This is a genomic window from uncultured Roseobacter sp., assembly GCF_947496515.1.
Lineage (GTDB): Bacteria > Pseudomonadota > Alphaproteobacteria > Rhodobacterales > Rhodobacteraceae > Roseobacter.
Window position 1 is genome coordinate 21326 of the sequence record NZ_CANMDB010000013.1, and the last position, 18710, is coordinate 40035.

Here is an 18710-nt window from a genome sequence, read left to right on the forward strand (position 1 = left end):
ACGATCAGGGGTCATTTGACGCACTGTCATGCCATGTACGGTGGCGTCACGCTCGGCCGAGAGATCTAAAGGGTCTTGATCCGAATTGGCTAGCGCGGGTACCGGCGAACGGCGCTCATAGTGATGTCTCGCAGGAAGCGATGGTGTTTGAGCTGCGACTAGTGCAGCATGCTCAGCTTCGAAAATCAAGACTCGGCTGAATTATTGAGTTAATGCAAGGGTCTCAGCCCGCCTTTCCGAAAGACTTTGCAAACTGTTCTTTGAAATGGTGACACGCGACAGTGCGCATGTCCGGCAGTGACTGCATGCAAGGCACATCGCTGCTGCAAACCGGTGTTGCGAGTGGACAGCGCGGATGGAAATAGCAGCCTGAGGGAGGGGCGAGGGGCGACGGCACTTCGCCGGTGATGGTATCGAAATGCACCAGTTCATCGGCGTCCAACACAAGTTTCGGAACGGATCCAAAGAGAGCATCCGTATAAGGGTGTGCCGGGTTGTTGAACACCTGCGCGACGGGTCCCACCTCAACGATCCGGCCGAGGTACATCACGGCGACCCGGTCGCTGACATGTTGGACCACGGACAGATCATGGCTGATAAAGACGGTTGTCAGTTCCAGATCGCGCGTCAGTTCGAGAAAAAGATTGATTATCTGAGCCTGAATCGACACGTCCAGCGATGCGACAGGTTCGTCGCAGATCAGCATGTCCGGTTGCATGGCCAAGGCCCTTGCGATGGCGACACGCTGGCGTTGACCGCCCGAAAACTGGTGGGGAAAGCGGTCAGTCCAGCCAGGATCGAGGCCTACCTTTTCGAACCACCCGGCAACATAGGCCTTGGCCTGTGCTCTTGTCGTCAGGCCGTGGGCAATCGGGCCTTCGCTGACTGTATCACCTACCTTCATGCGGGGGTCGAGGCTGGCAAAAGGGTCCTGAAATACGGTCTGCACACGGGTTGTCGCTTTGACGCCATTGACCATGACTGGCGCCCCGTCGATCAAAACGGTTCCCGATGTGGGCGCCAGAATGCCGGCCATCAGACGGCCCAGAGTTGACTTGCCGCAGCCTGACTCCCCAACAAGCCCGAGGGTTTCCCCTTTGCTCACCGTCAGCGAGACATCCGAGACAGCCCGGACAGAGCGCGTTTCGACCTGCGCCCCAAGTCTGGCGGCGATCTTTTCGCCCGTGTTCAGATTTGGGCCGAAGACCCGGCTGACATCATCAACTGTCAGAAAGGCGCTCATGTTGTCAGCTCCCGCGCGTGGCTGACCGGGTGAAAGCAGCGCCAGCCACGATCCCCTACAAAAGTGATCTCAGGTTCGGTGTTGCAGTCGGACGTGGCAAGCTCACATCGGGGTGCGAAAGGACAGCCGGTTGGCAGTGATAAAAGGGAAGGCGTCGTACCAGGGATCTGCACGAGCGGCGTGCCCGGAGTAGCCATGGCGGGCAGCGAGGCAATCAACCCCGCCGTATAGGGATGGCGCGGGTCGCGCAGCAAGGCGGCGGTTGGCCCCTGTTCGACGATGCGACCCGCATACATGACGGCCAATTTCTTGGCGAGGCTGGACACGACTGCCAGATCGTGACTGATCCAGATCAACGCGGTCCCCGTCTCATTGGCCAGATCGCGCATCTGGAAAAGGATTTGCGCCTGTATCGACACATCGAGCGCGGTCGTCGGCTCGTCGGCCACGATGACTGCGGGCCGATGCAGGAGGGCGATGGCGATGGCCACACGTTGGCGCATCCCGCCGGAAAATTCGTGGGGGTAGGACCGCAGCCGCGCTACGGCAGACGGGATCCCAACCTGAGTGAGCAGCTCGGCTGCGCGTGCTTCCGCGGCCCGTTTGCCAAGCCGCTCATGGGCATCAATAGCGAGCTTCATCTGCTGGCCAATGGTGAGCATCGGGTTAAGCGTGGCGATTGGATCCTGAAAGATCATCGAAATGTCTTTCCCCCGCCGCGCCCGCAGTTCGGCGTCCGGCAGGCTCGTCAATTCAACCCCGTTGAGCTTGATCGAACCCTCCACGATGCGGCCGGGCTCATCAATGAGACCCAAGAGCGAAAATCCGGTCACGGTCTTCCCGGACCCGCTTTCTCCCACCAGCCCCATGATCTCGCCAGCGGACAGATCGAAAGAGACGCCATCGACAGCTTTCACTACGCCCGCGCGGGTAAAGAAATGGGTGCGCAGATTTCGCACGCTGAGGACTGGCGCGCTCATCGCCGCAGCCTCGGGTTGAACTGATCGCGGATCTGGTCACCCACGATGTTGATTGCCACGATCAGGATGATCAGCGCGACACCGGGATAGACCGAGATCCAGTAGCGACCGCTCATCATGTAGGGAAATCCGTTCGATATGAGCATCCCGAGGGACGGCTCCGTTACCGGCAGGCCGAGGCCCAGAAAACTGAGTGTCGCTTCCAGCGAGATGGAATTGGCGATCTGTACCGTGGCCACGACGATAAGGGGCGGTGTGCAGTTGGGAAGCAGATGGCGCATCACCACGAGGCGCGTGGACAAGGGCGTGGCGACAGCAGCTTCGATATAGTCCTTGCCCCGCTCCGCCTTGGCCGCGCCGTAGGCAGTTCGCGCAAAGTAAGCGTATTGGGCTGCCACCAGGGCACCGATCAGCTGCGCTTTGCCTTGACCAAGAAGCGCCACGATCACAAGCGCGAGCAGGATTGCGGGAAAAGACAGTTGCAGATCAACCAGGCGCATGATCAGCGCTTCGATCCTGCCACCGACATAGGCGGCCGTGATGCCGAGAAACGTGCCAATGGTGAGCGAGACAAGCCCGGCCGCAAGACCGATCTGGATGGAAATTTGCAGTCCGTAAAAAATCGCTGACAGGAGGTCTCGCCCTTGCGGGTCGGTGCCAAGAATGTGGGTATATCCACCGGAGCCGACAAAGCCCGGCGGGCGGCGGCTGTCCATCAGCGAGAGGTTCGCCAGATCATAAGGGTTCTGGGGCGACACAACGGACGCGAGAAGAGCCAGCAGGATCAGCAAGACAACCACGACCAGCGCGATGACGGCAATCCTGTTTTCCCGAAACTCGGCCCAGAACAGACGCAGCGGTGTGCTCTGTTTACTCACGCCGACATCCCGCGGCGGACGCGTGGGTCGATCAAGGCAAAGACGAGGTCGATCACGAAGTTGATCGTGACGAAAAGAAACGCGACGAGGATGAGGTAGGCAACCATGACGGGCCTGTCGAGAACCGCGATGCTGTCAATGATCAACTTGCCCACACCGGGCCAGGAAAAGATCGTCTCCGTCACCACGGCAAAAGCGAGGGTCGAACCCAGTTCGAGCCCAAACACGGTGATGATCGGGATGGAGATGAGCTTCAGCAGATGGCGGCGCAGGATCGTCCCCTCCGACAAACCGGCTGCCCGGGCGAATTTGATGGTGTCCGTCAGCATGATCTCGCGGGTTCCGGCGCGCGCAAGACGGATCATCATGGCTAGTTTGAAGAGGGCCAGATTTACGGCTGGCAGAACGATATGAGAGAGCCCATCGATAGTCGGAAAGGACCAATCAAGACCAGCGATCTGAACAGTGTCGCCGCGCCCGCCAGCTGGCAGCCAGCCCAGGTTCACCGCAAAGGTCAGGATCAGGATCAGACCGACCCAGAAGGATGGAACGGAAAATCCCAGCACCGACACCGCCATGATCGTCTTGGCGATCCAGCTGTCCGGGCGGTACCCTGCGTAGATGCCGAGGGTGACGCCGATCACCGTTGCGGAGACGACAGAAATCAGCACCAGTTCCAGCGTGGCGGGGAGCCGTCCGCCGATCAGTTCCAGAACGGGGATGTTATAAACGAAAGACCGTCCCAGATCGCCTCGCAGCAGGTTGCTGACAAAAATGAGATATTGCTCGTAAAGCGGTCGGTCGAGGCCAAGACGTTGGATTGCTTCCTCGCGGATCTCAACCGTCGCCTCTGGCGGAATGACGATATCGATGGGGTTGCCGATGGCGTAGACGCCAAAGAAGACGATCACCGACATGACAATCATGACGCCAACCGCCTGCAAAATGCGCTGGATGATAAAGCCAAGCATCGCCTGTCCTTTTGCCCCAATAAATGGGCCGGGCAGCGTTTCTGCAACCCGGCCTCGCTGTCATGATCGCATCAGGATGCAGGCGTGATGAAAAACGCCAGAGTGTCCTCATCAAACCGGGGCGCGAACTCCAGCATGCCCGCCTTGGCAGCCCAGACCGTCTGAAGCTGCACCAGGGAAAGATAGGCCTTGTCCGCCATCACCTTCTCCATTGCTTCTTCGTAAGTCGCGCGGCGTTCATCGGGATCCATCATCTTGGCCCCGGACTGAAGCAACTGATCCACATCCTCGTTTTGGTACTGGATGCGATTGAAGGCTCCCAGCTTGACCTCGGGGTTGTTCGAGTGCGCAAGTCCGCCCAGCGTGTAGGAAGCCTCGCCCGTCAAGGTGCCCCAGCCGTTCATGAACATCGAGTATTCCAGCCGGGCCTGCGCGGGGAAGTAAACGGTCTTGGAGATCGCGTTCACGTTGGTCTTGATGCCCGCCTGTGTCAGCATCTGCCCCAGACCCTGGCATATGGCGCCGTCACCGGGTAGCCGGTCAGCGGTACAGTAAAGGTCCACCTCGAACCCATCGGGATACCCTGCCTCGGCAAGCAGTTCCTTGGCCTTGGCGGGGTTGTATTCCGGCATGGGAATGTCTTCGGAAGAGCCAAAAAAGCCCGGGGGCATCATCTGGTTTGCGGGCTTGCCGAGACCTTCTAGCACAATATCGACCATGGTTTCGCGGTCGATGGCGTAGTCGATGGCCTGACGTACCTTTAAGTCGCGAAACGGATTTTCATCCAGCTCCGAACCGTCGATCGCCCGCACCAAAGGTGTTTTCTCCCGTTGGTCCAGTTGCAGGTTCATGATGTAGACTGAATCGCCGGTGATCGCGTCGATATCTGCGTCCCGTTCAAGGGCGAGATAATCCACCGATGACACGTAGTTGATCACGTCGACCTGACCGGCTTTCAGCGCCGCGAGGCGCGAGCTGTCATTGGGGATTTCCTTGCGGATGACCTGTTCCCAGGCCCCCATGCCGCGCCAGTAGTCATCATTCCGCTCCAGCACCAGATCGCCCTTGGGCTCCCAGCTGACATATTTGTAGGGGCCGGTGCCAACGGCGGCTGCACCGGAATTGAAACCTTCGGCCGCGGTCTCAGGCGTGGAATAGTCGGCAGCCGCGTCGGATGAGACGATGAAAAGCCGGATGAAGTCATTGGGGAGCGTTGCTGCCTGACCATCGGTGTGAATGTGAATGGTATGCGGATCGATGATGTCGACACCTGCGACCCGGCGAACATAGATCGTCGTCGTGGTCGGTCCGGAGACAACCGGAATACGCTCGATCGAGAATTTCACGTCCTCGGCGTCAAAGTCAGATCCATCGTGGAATTTCACACCCTGCCGCAGCTTGAATTCCCACGTGTCTTCGTCAACTGGCGCCCAGCTTGTCGCAAGCCCCGGTTCGACCTGCAGATCCGTGCCGGACCAGACCAGTGTGTCGAAGATATGCTTGGCGGCTTCGGCGTGAGAGCCAAGCGCAGAGAAGTGGGGGTCCATCGACTCAGGTCCGCCACGCACCCCCATTGTCAGCGTCTGTGCCGTGGCTGCCCCGGCTGCACTCAGGCTCAGTGTGACGGCCAGAGCTCCTAGGAATTTGTGGTATTTCATCATCTTCCCTTCCCGTTGCTGGAAGAGGCCGCGGACCTCCTCTCAATTGATGTAGTGTTATTTTTGAGTCCCATTTGGAACTTGCCTTAGCAGGATGTGCGGTCATAAGGTGCCAGTCAAGTTCAATTTGGAACTCGCCAGTTCGAGCCGAGAGGAATCAAAACGGATGTCAGATCCGCAGTCCGCGCGTGGTGAATATTTCGGCACAAAAGATGCCGGGGGTGCCCCCGACATGCTGGAGGCCAAGCTTTGGGCCAATCCGTGCCCCTTCACCTTTCGGATCAATTATCTCGCGCTGCTCTACAATACGCCGCTCTATGGATGGGTCAGCGATCAATATGGGCTGAAGCGGCCGGAATATGTGGTGTTATACTCACTGGCGCTCGCCGATGGTGGCAGCGCGCGGGATGTGTCGCGAACATCGGGCTTTCCTCGGAACACCCTTAGCCGCGCTATCAAACGCCTCGAAAAGATGAATCTGATCAAAGCGCGGGATAAGGTCCCGGGCGGCGGGCGCAGGCAGGCATTGCACCTGTCGGAGAAGGGCTGGGCGCTGTTTGACGAAACCCGGCCCGCCTTTGAAGCGCAGGAAAAGCGGATGCTCAGAGCCTTGTCGCAGGGCGAACGTCAGATGCTGTTCGAGCTGATGTCAAAGGTCGTGTTGGACGCGCAGGGATGGGCTGGCGACCTGCCCTCCGAGGCAACGACAAACAAGCAAGGGGCAAAGTAATGAGAGTAGCCGAGATGAACTGGCGCGATGTCGAGGAGGCCGCCGGGCGCGATCCGCGGTGCATCGTTCCGATCGGCTCTACGGAACAGCACGCGCAGCTATCCCTGTGTGTCGATCTGATCCTTGCCGAAAAAGTGGCAAACGACGCTGCGGAGCCGCTGAATATCCCGGTCTTTCCAGTCATGCCCTACGGACTGGCACCTTATTTCAATGCCTATCCCGGCAGCATATGCCTGCGGGTCGAAACGCTGATGGCCGTGGTTCGTGATGTAATTGCCTCGCTCCGCCGCTCTGGCTTTCGGCAGATCCTGATCGTGAACGGCCACGGAGGCAACAACCCGGTCGGAGCACTCGCACAGGAGTTGATGGCGGAATACGGCGACGTCTCGATCAAGTTCCACAATTGGTGGAACGCACCCGAAACCTGGGCCAAGGCGCAGGCCATCGACACCACGGGCTCTCATGCCAACTGGATGGAGAATTTTCCGTGGACGCGACTGAGCCATGCTCCGGCACCGGCGGGCGAGAAACCGGGGGTCGACATGGCCCTGATGAAAGCCTCTCCACCCGACATCGCGCGGGACATTCTGGGCGACGGATCTTTCGGCGGACCCTGGCAGCGCCTCGATGAAGAAATGCTGGCGCTGTGGGAGGTTGGCGTGAAGGAGGTGCGCGAGGCGCTTGAAGGTCCGTGGCCAGTGCTTGGGAACCATTGATGACGGATGAGGTTCTGATCTACGGCGCAGGCGCCATAGGCGGTATCTTGGGGGCCTACTGGGCGCGCGCGGGTCAGCCGGTAACGATGGTCGACATCGTGCCAGAGCATGCAGCGGCTTGCCGGACGACCGGATTGCGGATCGAAGGACCAGTCGAAGAATTCACGCAAGCCGTGCCCTGCGTGACGCCTGATGCGTTGACCGGCACCTTTCGCCGGGTCGTCCTTGCGGTAAAGGCGCACGCAACCGACGATGCTGTCAGGACAATTCTGCCGCATCTGGCCGAGGACGGGTATATTCTGTCCGCCCAGAATGGCCTGAACGAACGGACCATCGCAGCGCTGGCCGGGCATGAACGGACCATGGGCGCCTTTGTGAACTACGGCGCGGATTGGCTCGGACCGGGTCGTATTCTGTTCGGCAACCGCGGTGCTGTCGTTGTGGGTGAAATCGACGGCACCATGCACGCCCGCACCAAGGACATGCACGAGCTGCTAAAGATGTTTGAGCCCGACGCCATACTTACGGAGAACATCTGGGCCTATCTGTGGGGCAAACTTGGCTACGGTGCCATGCTTTTCGCCACTGCCTTGACGCCGGACAGCATGACCGCGAATTTTGCCGAACCATCGCGACGTGCCGCGCTGATCGGACTGGCACGCGAGGTCATGCGGACCGCTGTCGCAGAAGGGGTGGATCCCAAGCCGTTCAACGGGTTTGAACCATCTGCCTTTATGCCCGGCGCGAGCGAGACGGCGGCGTTGAAGAGCATTTCCGATCTGGCCGCCTTCAACGCCAGGACGGCCAAGACCCATACTGGCATCTACCGCGATCTGGCAGTGCGCAAGCGCAAGACCGAGGTGGATCCGCAGGTCGGCACAGTTGCTGAAATCGCCGCATCGCATGGGATCGAAACGCCCCTGCTGAGCCGGTTGGTGGAGCTAATCCACGATATCGAGGACGGCCGCCGCGAGATGTCCGTGGAGACATTTCATGAATTGAGCAAGACGATGCCATGACGGCGCGCACCGCCCTTGTCACTGGCGTGGTCGGCGGTATCGGTGCAGCCATCGCGAAGCGGTTGGCCACAGACGGCGTGCGGGTCATTGTCTGCGATTTGCCCGGAGAGGCGCTGGCCGCGAGAGGTGAGGCGTTGGGCGTGCCGAGCATCGCCGCAGATCTCGGCGATCCCGCATCGGTTCGGGAGATGATCGCGCGGTTGACCACGGACCATGGTGCCGCGGACATATTGGTGAATGCCGCAGGCGGTGTGCGCGGACAGGTAGGCGGGCCACTGGAAGACGTGGATCCCGACGCCTGGCGCAGCATTTTCGCCGCCAATGTCGACGCGTCGCTGTATCTCGCCCAAGGGCTTGTTCCGGGGATGAAAGAAAAGGGCTGGGGTCGGATCGTGACGATCAGCTCCGGCGCGGGGCTTAGGCCCAGCTTGACGGGAATACATGCTTATACGGCCGCAAAACACGCGCTGGTCGGGCTGACCAAACAGCTCAGTCTGGAGCTGGCCCGGCACGGCATCACGGTGAATTCCATTGCACCCGGTTTCATCCTGTCGAACCCATCGACCGAACAGCAATGGGCCAGCTATGGCGCTGATGGTCAGGCGCAGCTGGTCAGTCGGATCCATACCCGTCGCCTGGGTCTTCCCGAGGATATCGCCGCCGCTGCTGCCTTTCTGACATCAGATGAGGCGAGCTGGATTACAGCGCAGATCCTGAGCGTCGATGGTGGTGTCACATGACCGGAGGTTCCCTGAAAGATCCCGTTCTTGCCTATGCGCTCGATCGCAGACCGGAGTTGATCGAGGCGGTCAAAAGGCTCGTCGCGTGCCCTTCTGTCGGGGCGGACCCGGCCATGGCGAAAGGGATGGAGGACGCCCGCATTCTGATCGAGGCACGGCTCGATCAGATGGGGTTTCAGAACCGCCAACGCCTTAGTCCCGCTGACGCAAGCGGCCAACCGGCGATCTTCGCCGAGCGGATGGATGCGCCCGGCAAACCCACGATGCTTGTCTATGCACATTACGACGTTCAGCCGCCGGATCCGCTACACAAATGGGACACCTCGCCGTTTGAGCCGGTGGAGCGGGATCAGCGGCTCTATGGCCGTGGTGTGTCCGACGACAAGGCCCCGATGATGATCGCACTGGATGCGCTGGCGGCGTTTCTCGCGGTCGAAGGCACATTGCCGCTAAACGTGAAGCTGCTGATCGAAGGCGAGGAGGAAACGGGCTCCCCCTCTCTGCCCGGTATCCTCGAAACTCACCGGGTGCTGCTGGCCGCCGATGCCGTCCTTTCCGCCGATGGCGCACGGTGGCGGCCCGATCTGGTGGCGCTAAACGTCGGTTGTCGCGGAAATGCAGGGTTCGAGATCCGCCTTCAAACCGCGGCACAAGATCTTCATTCGGGGCGCTACGGCGGGATCGTGGCCAATGCGTTGCACGAAATATCGAGGCTGATCGCGTCCCTCCATGACGACACGGGCCGCGTCGCCGCTCACGGCTTTTACGATGGTGTGGCCGAGCCGACGGAGGCCGAGCGCGCAGAGATCGCAGCGATCCCCTATGATGATGCGGCTGCCTTTGAGGCGATTGGCGCGGTTGCGCATGGCGAAGCTGGCTATTCCACCCTCGAAAGGCTCTGGATGCGACCGACCGTGGACGTCAACGGGATGTGGGGCGGATACACCGGTGCTGGCTCCAAGACCGTGATCCCGAACGAAGCCTTTGCCAAACTTACAATGCGTCTGGTGCCGGGACAGGATCCGAAGGCCGCGCAGCAGGCCGTCATTGATCACCTGAAAAGGCATCAGCCTAAATGTGCGACGCTCGAGATAACGGGTCAACGCGGTGCGTCGGGCGCCTATGCCGTGCCACCGGATCATCCATTGCTGGAGGCGGCGTGCAACGCCCTGCAGTTTACCACCGGAGAGCCCCCGCTGAGAGTGCGCATCGGAGCATCTCTGCCCCTCACCGAGATCATGAGCCGCATCTTGGGCATTGATACAGTCATGTTCTCCTTCGCCCTGTCGGACGAAAATTTCCATGCGCCGAACGAATTCTTTCGGCTGAACAGTTTTACCGAGGGGCTCGCCGCCTGGGTCCGTATCCTGCGTGAGATCACGACGACTGATCCCGCGGCTTTTTCACCTTACAGACCCGATTGAGAAGTCTCACGCTCGTTGACGGTCACCGCGGACGGCACAGCAGTGACCCAGGAAGTGTCCCGCCGGTTCGTTTAGATCACACCAGATAGATCGCGATGTCCAGTGACGGCGACATCACTTTCACGAACGGTGACACGAAAACTGACGCATAATTCCCCGAGCCGGTATCTGTGATCGGGGTGCATCAGGTCGCCGCGCAGTGTTCCAAATCCTTTTGCATAACCTTGGTTGGTCTGCGGCGCGGCCCGTCAAATCGCATGTCCCCTGCAACGGCAAACGTGCGAAGGTCGAACTCACAAGACGCGTATCGTGAAAGCCTGACCAAATGTGGTTCAGATATCAGTCCTACGTCGTTCCAGATATTTTCTGAAGAGACGGTCAACTATCCGGGTAATGCTGTAACCATCAAAAGAGTGGTGGCGAGGATCATTCAGCCCGGCAACGGGGGCGGGGCCAGAGGCCAACTTCGCTCCAGTGTTTTCCAGATATGCGGTTGTCATCATGCCGGAGATGGTAAGTACATTCTAGGCTGGCGCCGCGAGCGTTGGGAGAGCTTCGCCGGGACTGATCGTTGTGCCCCATTTCATCGGATTTGCACCAATGTAATCAAGTAGCACAAAGTTTTGCGTTGTTTGCGCAGCCGGTCGATCATCTCTTCCAGCGCATCATCACGTTCGCCGGCCGGCGACTGTTGCGGTCCGATGACGGATATCAGTGGTACCAGCGAACCGCCGACAAGATCACATCTCTTGAAAAACGGTGTCGTTTGAACCGATCTCGACACGATATGTAATCTTCCCTTTCTACAGGTTCAGGCGGTTGGGTGCCTTGACGGAAAGACCGCAAAAGAGCCGTCCGAACGGATAGATCGCTTGGAAAACGAGAATGACGCCGCATATGAATCACAGATAGCCGACGAGGGAGTTGGATATGAGCGAGAACGAGACAGCGGTTGAAGCCGCGCGCCAATCGGTAAATCCCAGCGATCCCTACGCGCGCGAGGAACAGACGTTTCCGGTTCTGAGCGATGATCAGGTGGAACGGATCAGCCAATACGGCAGCATCGAAGATCTGCCCAAAGGCACGTCAGTATTTGAACGCGGGCAGCGGGGCGTGGACTTCTTTCTTATTCTCGACGGCTGCATCGAAATCACCGACGCCACGCCCGATGGTGAAGAGACGGTCATCACCACACACGCGCGTCATCAGTTCACCGGTGAGCTGGATCTGTTCAACCAGCGCAAAATCCTTGTGGGAGGGCGAACGGGCGTCGACAGCCGTGTCGTGCGATTGGACAGGGATGCATTCCGCCGCATGTCCAGCACGGAACAGGATATCGGCGAAACGATCATGCGGGCGTTCATTCTGCGCCGCACGGCTTTCATCGTTCATTCGGAGGCGGGTGTGACGCTTGTCGGGCCGAAGAACAACCGGGACGTGATCCGCATCAACCGCTTCCTGACGCGGAACGGCTATCCGCTGTCGCTGTACGAACCAGGGTCGGAGGACGCAGATCGCATCGTCGCGGAACAAGGGGGCGACCTTCCAATTCTGTGCACGCCAGACGGACATGTGTTTCACAATCCCGGCACGCCAGAACTGGCAGATAAACTCGGCCTGACGGAAGAACTTGTAGACGATCACCTGCGTGACCTCGCAATTGTCGGAGCTGGGCCCGCGGGGCTTTCGGCCTGCGTTTACGGTGCCTCTGAAGCGCTGGACACCATCGTGATCGAGGCCGAAGCGCCGGGCGGCCAAGCAGGTACAAGTTCCAAGATCGAAAACTATCTGGGGTTCCCGACCGGGATTTCTGGCCAGGCTCTGGCCGGACGCGCGTGGATACAGGGCCAGAAATTCGGCGCCACTTTTGCGATTGCCCGTGGGGCCACAGCCATTGAACAGGCTGATGACGGAACTTTTGTTCTGACCATCGAGGATAACAAGACGATCCGGTCCAGGGCCGTCATTCTCGCCTGTGGTGCTACGTATCGTTCGCTCGACCTTGAAGGGTACGAAGCCTACGAAGGGCAGGGCATTCACTACGCCGCGACGGCGCTCGAGGCACAGTTTTGCACTGGCACGCAGGTGGTTGTTATCGGGGGCGGCAACTCGGCCGGGCAGGCAGCGGTCTTTTTGTCGCGTCACGCGTCTCATGTGCATGTGCTGGTGCGCGGAGCAGGCCTGGCCGACAGCATGTCGGATTACCTTGTCCGCCGGATTGACGAGTCGTCGCGGATCACGCTTCACAGCCGCACCGAGGTCACGGCGCTGCACGGCGAGCGGATGCTCGAACGCGTCACCTGGACCAATCGGCAGACGGGTGAGCAAAAGACCGTCGATGCGCCCAATGTCTTCGTCATGATCGGGGCGATCCCCAACACCGCTTGGTTGGATGATTGTGTGGCATTGGACGAAAGCGGCTTTGTTATCACAGGCCCGGAGGCCAGAAGCGACGTTTTCTCCCCGTTTGGCACGTCAATACCGGGCATCTTTGCCGTTGGTGATGTGCGATCCGGATCGGTGAAACGCGTTGCCTCAGGGGTGGGCGAGGGGTCCGTTTGCATCAGCGATGTGCACAGGTTTCTGGGTGACCAGACTTAGATCCCCTTTTGATAAAGTTGTCTGTCGTCAAGTGTAGGCGTGAACACAAAGCGAAGATCCTTTAGACGTTGGCTTACCGTTGTCACCTTTCCTGTTTGCTCGGACGTGCTGCATGGCATAGCGCCATGCGGGACTGCATCAGACGTCAGGCGCCTCGACATCTGACCAGTCAGCGACAAGCTGGGGCGCACGACCGCCTTGCACCTGAATACTGTCCAATGCGCTTCTGATTTCGGCCAGTTCGCTCTCGCTAAAACTGACGTTGGCAGCGGCGATGTTGTCGCGCAAATGCGCCATTTGCGTCGTTCCCGGGATCGGGACGATGGTGTCGCCCTGCGCCAGCAGCCATGCCAATGCAATCTGGCCTGGCTTTACCCCTTTTTCTGCAGCCCAGTCGCGAACCAGCTCGACAAGCGCCATATTCGATGCGCGGTTCTCGGGATCCATGCGTGTGGTCATCGCGCGGAAGTCACCAGGCGCGAAACTCGTTTCCATGTCGATAGCGCCCGTCAGGAACCCGTATCCGAGAGGCGCGAAAGGCACAAAGCCAATTCCGAGTTCCGCACAGAGCGGCAGGATGTCTGCCTCCCGACCGCGCCACAGCAGGGAGTATTCACTTTGCACGGCGCTGACGGGCAGCACCTCGTGTGCGCGCCGCAGCGTGGCGGGGCCCATTTCCGACAACCCCCAATGCAGCACCTTGCCCTCATCCATCAACTCCTGGACCACGCCCGCGACGTCTTCGATGGGTACAGTCGGATCAACGCGGTGCTGATACAGCAGATCGATGCGATCAGTTCCAAGACGGCTCAGCGACCCCTCGACTGCGCGCCGAATACGTTCCGGCTGGCTGGTGACGGTAAAGTCCCACACGCCCGTCTCCGGATCGACGCCAAAGCCGAACTTGGTGGTTACCTGAATGTCATCGCGGAACGGTGCCATGGCCTCGCCCAGGATGCGTTCGCATTCGAAGGGACCGTAGACTTCGGCGCAATCGAAGAATGTCACCCCCTGCTCATAGGCCGACCGGATCAATCTGATCATCTCATCACGGTCCGGGACGATTGTGTGGAACGTGCGGTGCATGTTCTGCACACCAAGGCCAAGCTCTGACACTTCCAGATTTCCCAACAGCCGACGCCCGGTTGCCACGCTCGAGCTTGTCTGAGCTTTAACCTGGGATGCGCCCAGTGCGACGGTCGCCGCTGCGGCTGGAATACCGGCAAGAAACGCACGGCGGTTGTGATTGATGTCACCCTTTGCATTCGTCATGGGGCGGCTCCTTGAATTCTTTGATGGTGCGTCGTGATTGGTGAAAGCTCAGCTGCCGGGCGTGTTGCGGACAAAGTCGTTGCCACGTTCGGCGGTCACAAAGAAACTCATGCCATCCACGCGCCAGCCATATTCGGTCTGGGTAAAGCTGTGTTCATAGGTGCCCCAGACTTCCCACAGTGCGTTGCCGCCATTCTCGGGCAAGGCGCCACGTTCCATCTGGTTCCAGGCATAGCCATGGCTGACCATGGTCGCAGAACCATCGGCTTCGAACGTGATCCGGTGATTGCCGCGCAGGTGGAACGATGCTTTTTCCTCGGTGAGATTGGCCGACCAGCCGGCGATCAGCGTATCTGCGGGGATGGTGGCGGGTTCGCCGCCGATCAGAGAGGTGAAGTCCACGCGGATTTCATCGGTGAAGAGGCTACGGGCCAGCGCCCAATCCTTTGCGTCCACGGCTGCATCGATTGTGTCCGCGATGCGGATCATCTCGGCATGGTCGACCACGGTTTCGATCGTGACCGGCGTGCCAGCGGTTGTTTCAGCGACGTTCGGCAGGCTTGTTGCAAGCGCAATGGCAGTACTTGCAAGAGCGATTTTGAAAGTGCGTTTCATGCTGTTTCTCCATCGGGGGTATGTCGATGGCCTCAACATGGCAGCTCAATGAGATAATTAAAAAGTCTTAAAAGGTATTTAATTCATGCCTTCTAGGCATCTATTTCCAAAACCGTATTCGTGAGCAACTGCGTCAAGCTACCGGGTGATTTCTGCGTCAGAAACAGAAACTCAATTGGAACAGACAGCCCGTTGACTTGGCGGAACTGTACCCCAAGTGGCGGGCGCTGCATGTTGGTGGAGTTTACGAAAGCGCATCCCACGCCCGCCGACACAAGGCTGAGCATTGTCGTTTCATCCACAGCCTCCTGCACGATCTGCGTCTCAAGCCCGATGGACTTCAAAGCGCCAAACAGCTGGTCGTGATAGGCAGGTGCCACAGATCTGGGAAAGGAAACGATGGGCAATCCATCGATATCTTCCAGGGTCAGCAGCTCATCGCCGTCAAAAACCAGATCTTTCGACGCCGCCAAGACAACGTTATCGGTGCGCAATGGATGGACCGCCAGCGCCTCGTTCGAGATGTTGTCCTGACGGTAGACAAACGCTGCATCGATCTCGCCAGCGAGAACGGCTTCGACCTGAGCCACCGAACTCATCGGTCGAATATCCAGCGTAATGCCGTCATGCCTGCGCTTGAAACGGTTCAGGGTCAGTGGCAGGTGGCCTGCCCATGATGCGGCTTCGAGCAGACCAACCCGTAAGGAACCGGCCTCTCCAGTGGAGATCCGGCGCGCTGCTTCCGCTGCATCCTCTGTGTCTCGCAGAATGGAGCGTGCCCGCTCCGCAAAGGTGCGTCCCGCGTCAGTCAAAACCACACGGCGACCTTCACGTAGCAGCAGATCAAACCCCAACTCGAACTCCAAATCTCTGATCTGGCGTGAAACGGCAGGCTGGGCGATGTTGAGCCGCTCGGCAGCATGACTGATCCCTCCGTGATCAGCGACAGCTACGAAATAGCGCAGGTGACGAAGTTCCATACATACCTCCCCGGCATTGATATGTTTTTACATTATCGTTTGAGAGTATGTATTGAGGACCTCATCGTTGACGTCAACGACAGAAGCATCGAAGAAACGGAGATGCCAAAGCAGTTCGATACATCACATAGGGGCACATTTTTTTTGGCGTAAGCACCATGCTCTACTGGCGCGGTCTCAACGTCGCGGCCAAGGACGGAATAGATTGCGGAATGTCGCCCTCCGCTCCGAGCTATCTGGAAAACATGCCCGCGTTTTTTTTGCTATCCCGCGCCTGATCTGGTTGCGCCGTTGATTACGGGTGGCTGTCTACCCGTTTACATGTGTTCCGTGTTCGCCGTTGCAGGAGGCCCCTTTTTTGCTTTTATTGCTGCTACAAGGGTCCAGCTTAAGTCGCTCTCTTATGGGTTGTTCTCCGCTCTGATCGTCTTTTAGTTTCTGAAACGCCTTTGGGAGCATTTTTTTGAAGGGGCGCGTGCCATCGCCTCGCTCGGCGAGATCCTAGCTTCCATGACACTTGGTCCGTGGGCTTGATCATCAGTCACGCCGACTGATAAAGGAAGACTGACTACGTTTGACGCACGTCCAGAGAGCCTTCGCTGGTGTATCTGCCATGGCCGGACGGATAGTGAAGCTTTCGCATGTGAAACCGGCTGTTTCGCCTATCGGCACATCACACGTGGTCGGTAACCCTTTGGTTTGCCATGAGCGCGCAGACGGCCGCAGCAAGACACGAAAGGCATATGACGGCTGCTGCGTAAGCAAACTCGGCTTCAGCCAGCAGAGCAACCGCGGCAATTCCGCCGACGCGCGCAAAGGTGATATCAAGACTGGTCGATATGGCGCTCATCCCTTTCGGTGCGAACCTCAGGATCAGTTGCGTTGACGGTGCATTGCTGCAAGCCAACCCTGAGCCCACCAGGATCGACGACAGCACGAGCAGTAAAAGATTGTCGCCAAAGTACGATAGCGGAAACCCGGCGGCAATGAGCAGTGGCGCGGCAAGCATAATTGCCCGAAGATAGGGGCCATCCACTCTGTTTCGCAACAGGGTGCTCAAACCGGAGAAGGTCAGCCACATTATCGATAGGACAAGGCCCACGCTTGTCGCCTCGACCCCACTGTTGGATAGCCAGATCGGGAGCTGGAAAAGGTAGTAGGTAATGGACCCGTACGTGCAGAAAACATAGAGGAAGGTCACCCAGAGATTACCGGCGCGGAAGAGTTCGACGTAGTTCCGCGCCGGACCCGCATCCGGTCCAGGATCGTCGTTGGTCTGCGAGCCGTTCAGGATCAACCACGCGGTTGCTGTTATGAATGCGATGAAAAGAAACGCGATGCTCCACCCATACTGACCAAGGAAGCTGCCATAAAAGAGCGGTGCAAAGGCGGCGACATAGCCTGAAACGCTGCCCCAGACGATCAGGGCCCTTCCGGGTTTATGCGGCAATGCCTGCGTCAGCAACAGGGGAACAAGCGGAGCAAATATGCCGCCACCGAGCCCCTGCAGTGTCCGCCCGATAAGAAGCATCTCGACGCTCTCAGCAGCGGCCACCACGAGCGATCCCGCGGCAAAAAAAGCGACACCGTAGCCGAACACTTTTCTGGTGTTGAAGGCGTCGCCACAGTAACCCCCGAGAAGGACGCCAACTGCAACGGCGATGCCGTACGCGTTGAAAACCCAGGCCAACCCGCCGATCGACAGGTCGAACTGCAATTTTATCGCCGGCAAGAGCAACGGCACCAGCGTTAGCTCCATCACGAATGCAACGTTCGCCACGACTGGTCCGAAGATGGCTTTGCGCGTTGGCGCGTTGGCGCGATCTGTCGTCTCGATCTCCGGCGTGTGGGATGTCATGATCAATTGTGCCGATCAGACATCTGCACCGGCGTCGCGATGGCTTTTTGTGTCAATAGGTGTGGGGGAGCGGACCGCCGACATATTGGCCGCGCGCCCCAGTCTTTCCGACGCAGGTTGAAGCATATTGGCCATGTCTTTTGCTCCCATCCAGATCAGATACTCTTCCTCGGTCACCTGTTGGTCCGGTCCCAGCCATCGGCCGAGCTCACAATGGGTATAGCCATACCGAAGATGAGCGCCCTTCGCCCCTAATCGCTTGGGCACCAGTGCAAAAACAAAGGAGGGGTTCCACGCTCCGACCATGATCTCGAAGAGGATACGTGACAAAAGCTCGGTCGCGCCCTGGCTACGCGGCCCCCCCAGACCATTGGCCCGAAGCCAGAAATCGCCCTGATAGCAGACCTGTCCCGAGATTGTGTGAAGCGCTTCCGGGCCAGAAAAGAAGGTAAGGTCTGGATCGGGCGTTGTGTCGGGGGTAATGTATTTATGGCGATGGTCGTTCAAGTGCGTCGCGAGCGAAGCGTCCGACAGATCGAACAGACGCACTGCCTGTGTATGTATCAACTCTCCGTCAGGGTCGAAGCCGCAAATCCAGAAGCCGTTCGTCCGGTCGATGTATGAGCTGGCCACATCGAACATCGGGTAGATCGCGCCCCGATCAGTTTGCTGGCTTCGGTACGCACGATACCTCGCGAAGTCGTCGCCGACCTCGACCTGGATGCCCATGCTGTCAAGATCCTGAAGAATACCCGACAGGCTCGTTACAATTTTAAACAAACTATTTGGCAACATGCCACCCACTTGGCCGATTGTTTCCATTCAGGCAAGGATGTTCCCACCAATTGGTTAAGGATTTGATAGCCAAGTTTGCTGGTCGAAAAGAAACTGCATCTTTCTCCTTGGCCTGAGGTTCTTAGGGCGGCGCGATTGGACAATAACGTGCGATCTGATCGTTGCTCTGGTCGGGCAGATACATGCTGTGGTCCGCAAAAGCGACTGCGTTTCGGGAACACGGATTGGTT

The 18710-nt window shown here is 58.8% G+C and carries 16 protein-coding genes; 6 read left to right on the forward strand and 10 right to left on the reverse strand.

Annotated features, from left to right (window positions below):
- Positions 1-223 precede the first annotated feature (223 nt).
- The 5 genes from Q1A53_RS19055 to Q1A53_RS19075 form a co-directional block, all read right to left on the reverse strand.
- The gene (locus Q1A53_RS19055) at positions 224-1243 is read right to left on the reverse strand and encodes an oligopeptide/dipeptide ABC transporter ATP-binding protein (RefSeq protein ID WP_299969480.1); all 1020 of its coding nucleotides are present in this window, start codon (positions 1241-1243) and stop codon (positions 224-226) included.
- Positions 1240-2223 (reverse strand): ABC transporter ATP-binding protein, encoded by a 984-nt coding sequence (locus tag Q1A53_RS19060; protein WP_299969483.1) that lies wholly within the window; start codon positions 2221-2223, stop codon positions 1240-1242. The genes Q1A53_RS19055 and Q1A53_RS19060 overlap by 4 nt, the downstream gene beginning before the upstream one ends.
- Complete coding sequence (locus Q1A53_RS19065) at positions 2220-3101, reverse strand: ABC transporter permease (protein WP_299969486.1); 882 nt, start codon at positions 3099-3101, stop codon at positions 2220-2222. The genes Q1A53_RS19060 and Q1A53_RS19065 overlap by 4 nt, the downstream gene beginning before the upstream one ends.
- Entirely contained in the window at positions 3098-4072 is a 975-nt protein-coding gene (locus Q1A53_RS19070; RefSeq protein ID WP_299969489.1) for an ABC transporter permease, read from the reverse strand. Before Q1A53_RS19070 ends, Q1A53_RS19065 begins: the two co-directional genes overlap by 4 nt.
- A 71-nt stretch (positions 4073-4143) precedes the next feature.
- Entirely contained in the window at positions 4144-5730 is a 1587-nt protein-coding gene (locus Q1A53_RS19075; RefSeq protein WP_299969492.1) for an ABC transporter substrate-binding protein, read from the reverse strand.
- 166 nt (positions 5731-5896) lie between these two features.
- Between Q1A53_RS19075 and Q1A53_RS19080 the strand changes: the two genes are divergently transcribed.
- The 6 genes from Q1A53_RS19080 to Q1A53_RS19105 all read left to right on the forward strand — a co-directional run bounded on the left by Q1A53_RS19080 (position 5897) and on the right by Q1A53_RS19105 (position 12960).
- Positions 5897-6460 (forward strand): MarR family winged helix-turn-helix transcriptional regulator, encoded by a 564-nt coding sequence (locus Q1A53_RS19080; RefSeq protein ID WP_299969495.1) that lies wholly within the window; start codon positions 5897-5899, stop codon positions 6458-6460.
- The gene (locus Q1A53_RS19085) at positions 6460-7176 is read left to right on the forward strand and encodes a creatininase family protein (RefSeq protein ID WP_299969498.1); all 717 of its coding nucleotides are present in this window, start codon (positions 6460-6462) and stop codon (positions 7174-7176) included. Before Q1A53_RS19080 ends, Q1A53_RS19085 begins: the two co-directional genes overlap by 1 nt.
- Complete coding sequence (locus Q1A53_RS19090; protein ID WP_299969501.1) at positions 7176-8195, forward strand: 2-dehydropantoate 2-reductase N-terminal domain-containing protein; 1020 nt, start codon at positions 7176-7178, stop codon at positions 8193-8195. The genes Q1A53_RS19085 and Q1A53_RS19090 overlap by 1 nt, the downstream gene beginning before the upstream one ends.
- Positions 8192-8935, forward strand: coding sequence for an SDR family NAD(P)-dependent oxidoreductase (locus Q1A53_RS19095; protein WP_299969504.1), 744 nt, complete (start codon positions 8192-8194; stop codon positions 8933-8935). Before Q1A53_RS19090 ends, Q1A53_RS19095 begins: the two co-directional genes overlap by 4 nt.
- Positions 8932-10359 carry a dipeptidase gene (locus tag Q1A53_RS19100; protein ID WP_299969507.1) on the forward strand — a complete coding sequence of 476 codons (1428 nt, stop codon included), beginning with the start codon at positions 8932-8934 and terminating at the stop codon, positions 10357-10359. The genes Q1A53_RS19095 and Q1A53_RS19100 overlap by 4 nt, the downstream gene beginning before the upstream one ends.
- 930 nt (positions 10360-11289) lie before the next feature.
- Positions 11290-12960 (forward strand): FAD-dependent oxidoreductase, encoded by a 1671-nt coding sequence (locus Q1A53_RS19105; RefSeq protein ID WP_299969510.1) that lies wholly within the window; start codon positions 11290-11292, stop codon positions 12958-12960.
- Positions 12961-13098: 138 nt separating this feature from the next.
- Here the strand turns inward: Q1A53_RS19105 and Q1A53_RS19110 are convergent, their stop codons facing one another.
- From Q1A53_RS19110 to Q1A53_RS19130, 5 genes are all read right to left on the reverse strand, one after another.
- Positions 13099-14232, reverse strand: a complete 1134-nt coding sequence (locus tag Q1A53_RS19110) for an aldo/keto reductase (protein WP_299969513.1) — start codon at positions 14230-14232, stop codon at positions 13099-13101.
- Between the two features lie 48 nt (positions 14233-14280).
- Entirely contained in the window at positions 14281-14847 is a 567-nt protein-coding gene (locus Q1A53_RS19115; protein WP_299969516.1) for a nuclear transport factor 2 family protein, read from the reverse strand.
- Positions 14848-14939: 92 nt separating this feature from the next.
- A complete protein-coding gene (locus tag Q1A53_RS19120) occupies positions 14940-15827 on the reverse strand; it encodes a LysR family transcriptional regulator (protein WP_299969519.1) in 888 nt (295 codons plus the stop codon).
- A gap of 673 nt (positions 15828-16500) precedes the next feature.
- Positions 16501-17685, reverse strand: a complete 1185-nt coding sequence (locus Q1A53_RS19125) for an MFS transporter (protein ID WP_299969521.1) — start codon at positions 17683-17685, stop codon at positions 16501-16503.
- Between the two features lie 15 nt (positions 17686-17700).
- Positions 17701-18507: a hypothetical protein gene (locus Q1A53_RS19130; RefSeq protein WP_366872947.1), complete on the reverse strand. Its 807-nt coding sequence runs from the start codon at positions 18505-18507 to the stop codon at positions 17701-17703.
- Positions 18508-18710: the final 203 nt, after the last annotated feature.

Coding starts and splice junctions, on each gene's coding strand:
- Q1A53_RS19130 (WP_366872947.1), bottom strand. CDS start 18,507: ATGGAAACAATCGGCCAAGTGGGTGGCATGTTGCCAAATAGTTTGTTT.
- Q1A53_RS19110 (WP_299969513.1), bottom strand. CDS start 14,232: ATGACGAATGCAAAGGGTGACATCAATCACAACCGCCGTGCGTTTCTT.
- Q1A53_RS19115 (WP_299969516.1), bottom strand. CDS start 14,847: ATGAAACGCACTTTCAAAATCGCTCTTGCAAGTACTGCCATTGCGCTT.
- Q1A53_RS19100 (WP_299969507.1), top strand. CDS start 8,932: ATGACCGGAGGTTCCCTGAAAGATCCCGTTCTTGCCTATGCGCTCGAT.
- Q1A53_RS19070 (WP_299969489.1), bottom strand. CDS start 4,072: ATGCTTGGCTTTATCATCCAGCGCATTTTGCAGGCGGTTGGCGTCATG.
- Q1A53_RS19105 (WP_299969510.1), top strand. CDS start 11,290: ATGAGCGAGAACGAGACAGCGGTTGAAGCCGCGCGCCAATCGGTAAAT.
- Q1A53_RS19080 (WP_299969495.1), top strand. CDS start 5,897: ATGTCAGATCCGCAGTCCGCGCGTGGTGAATATTTCGGCACAAAAGAT.
- Q1A53_RS19075 (WP_299969492.1), bottom strand. CDS start 5,730: ATGAAATACCACAAATTCCTAGGAGCTCTGGCCGTCACACTGAGCCTG.
- Q1A53_RS19090 (WP_299969501.1), top strand. CDS start 7,176: ATGACGGATGAGGTTCTGATCTACGGCGCAGGCGCCATAGGCGGTATC.
- Q1A53_RS19095 (WP_299969504.1), top strand. CDS start 8,192: ATGACGGCGCGCACCGCCCTTGTCACTGGCGTGGTCGGCGGTATCGGT.
- Q1A53_RS19125 (WP_299969521.1), bottom strand. CDS start 17,685: ATGACATCCCACACGCCGGAGATCGAGACGACAGATCGCGCCAACGCG.
- Q1A53_RS19085 (WP_299969498.1), top strand. CDS start 6,460: ATGAGAGTAGCCGAGATGAACTGGCGCGATGTCGAGGAGGCCGCCGGG.
- Q1A53_RS19060 (WP_299969483.1), bottom strand. CDS start 2,223: ATGAGCGCGCCAGTCCTCAGCGTGCGAAATCTGCGCACCCATTTCTTT.
- Q1A53_RS19055 (WP_299969480.1), bottom strand. CDS start 1,243: ATGAGCGCCTTTCTGACAGTTGATGATGTCAGCCGGGTCTTCGGCCCA.
- Q1A53_RS19120 (WP_299969519.1), bottom strand. CDS start 15,827: ATGGAACTTCGTCACCTGCGCTATTTCGTAGCTGTCGCTGATCACGGA.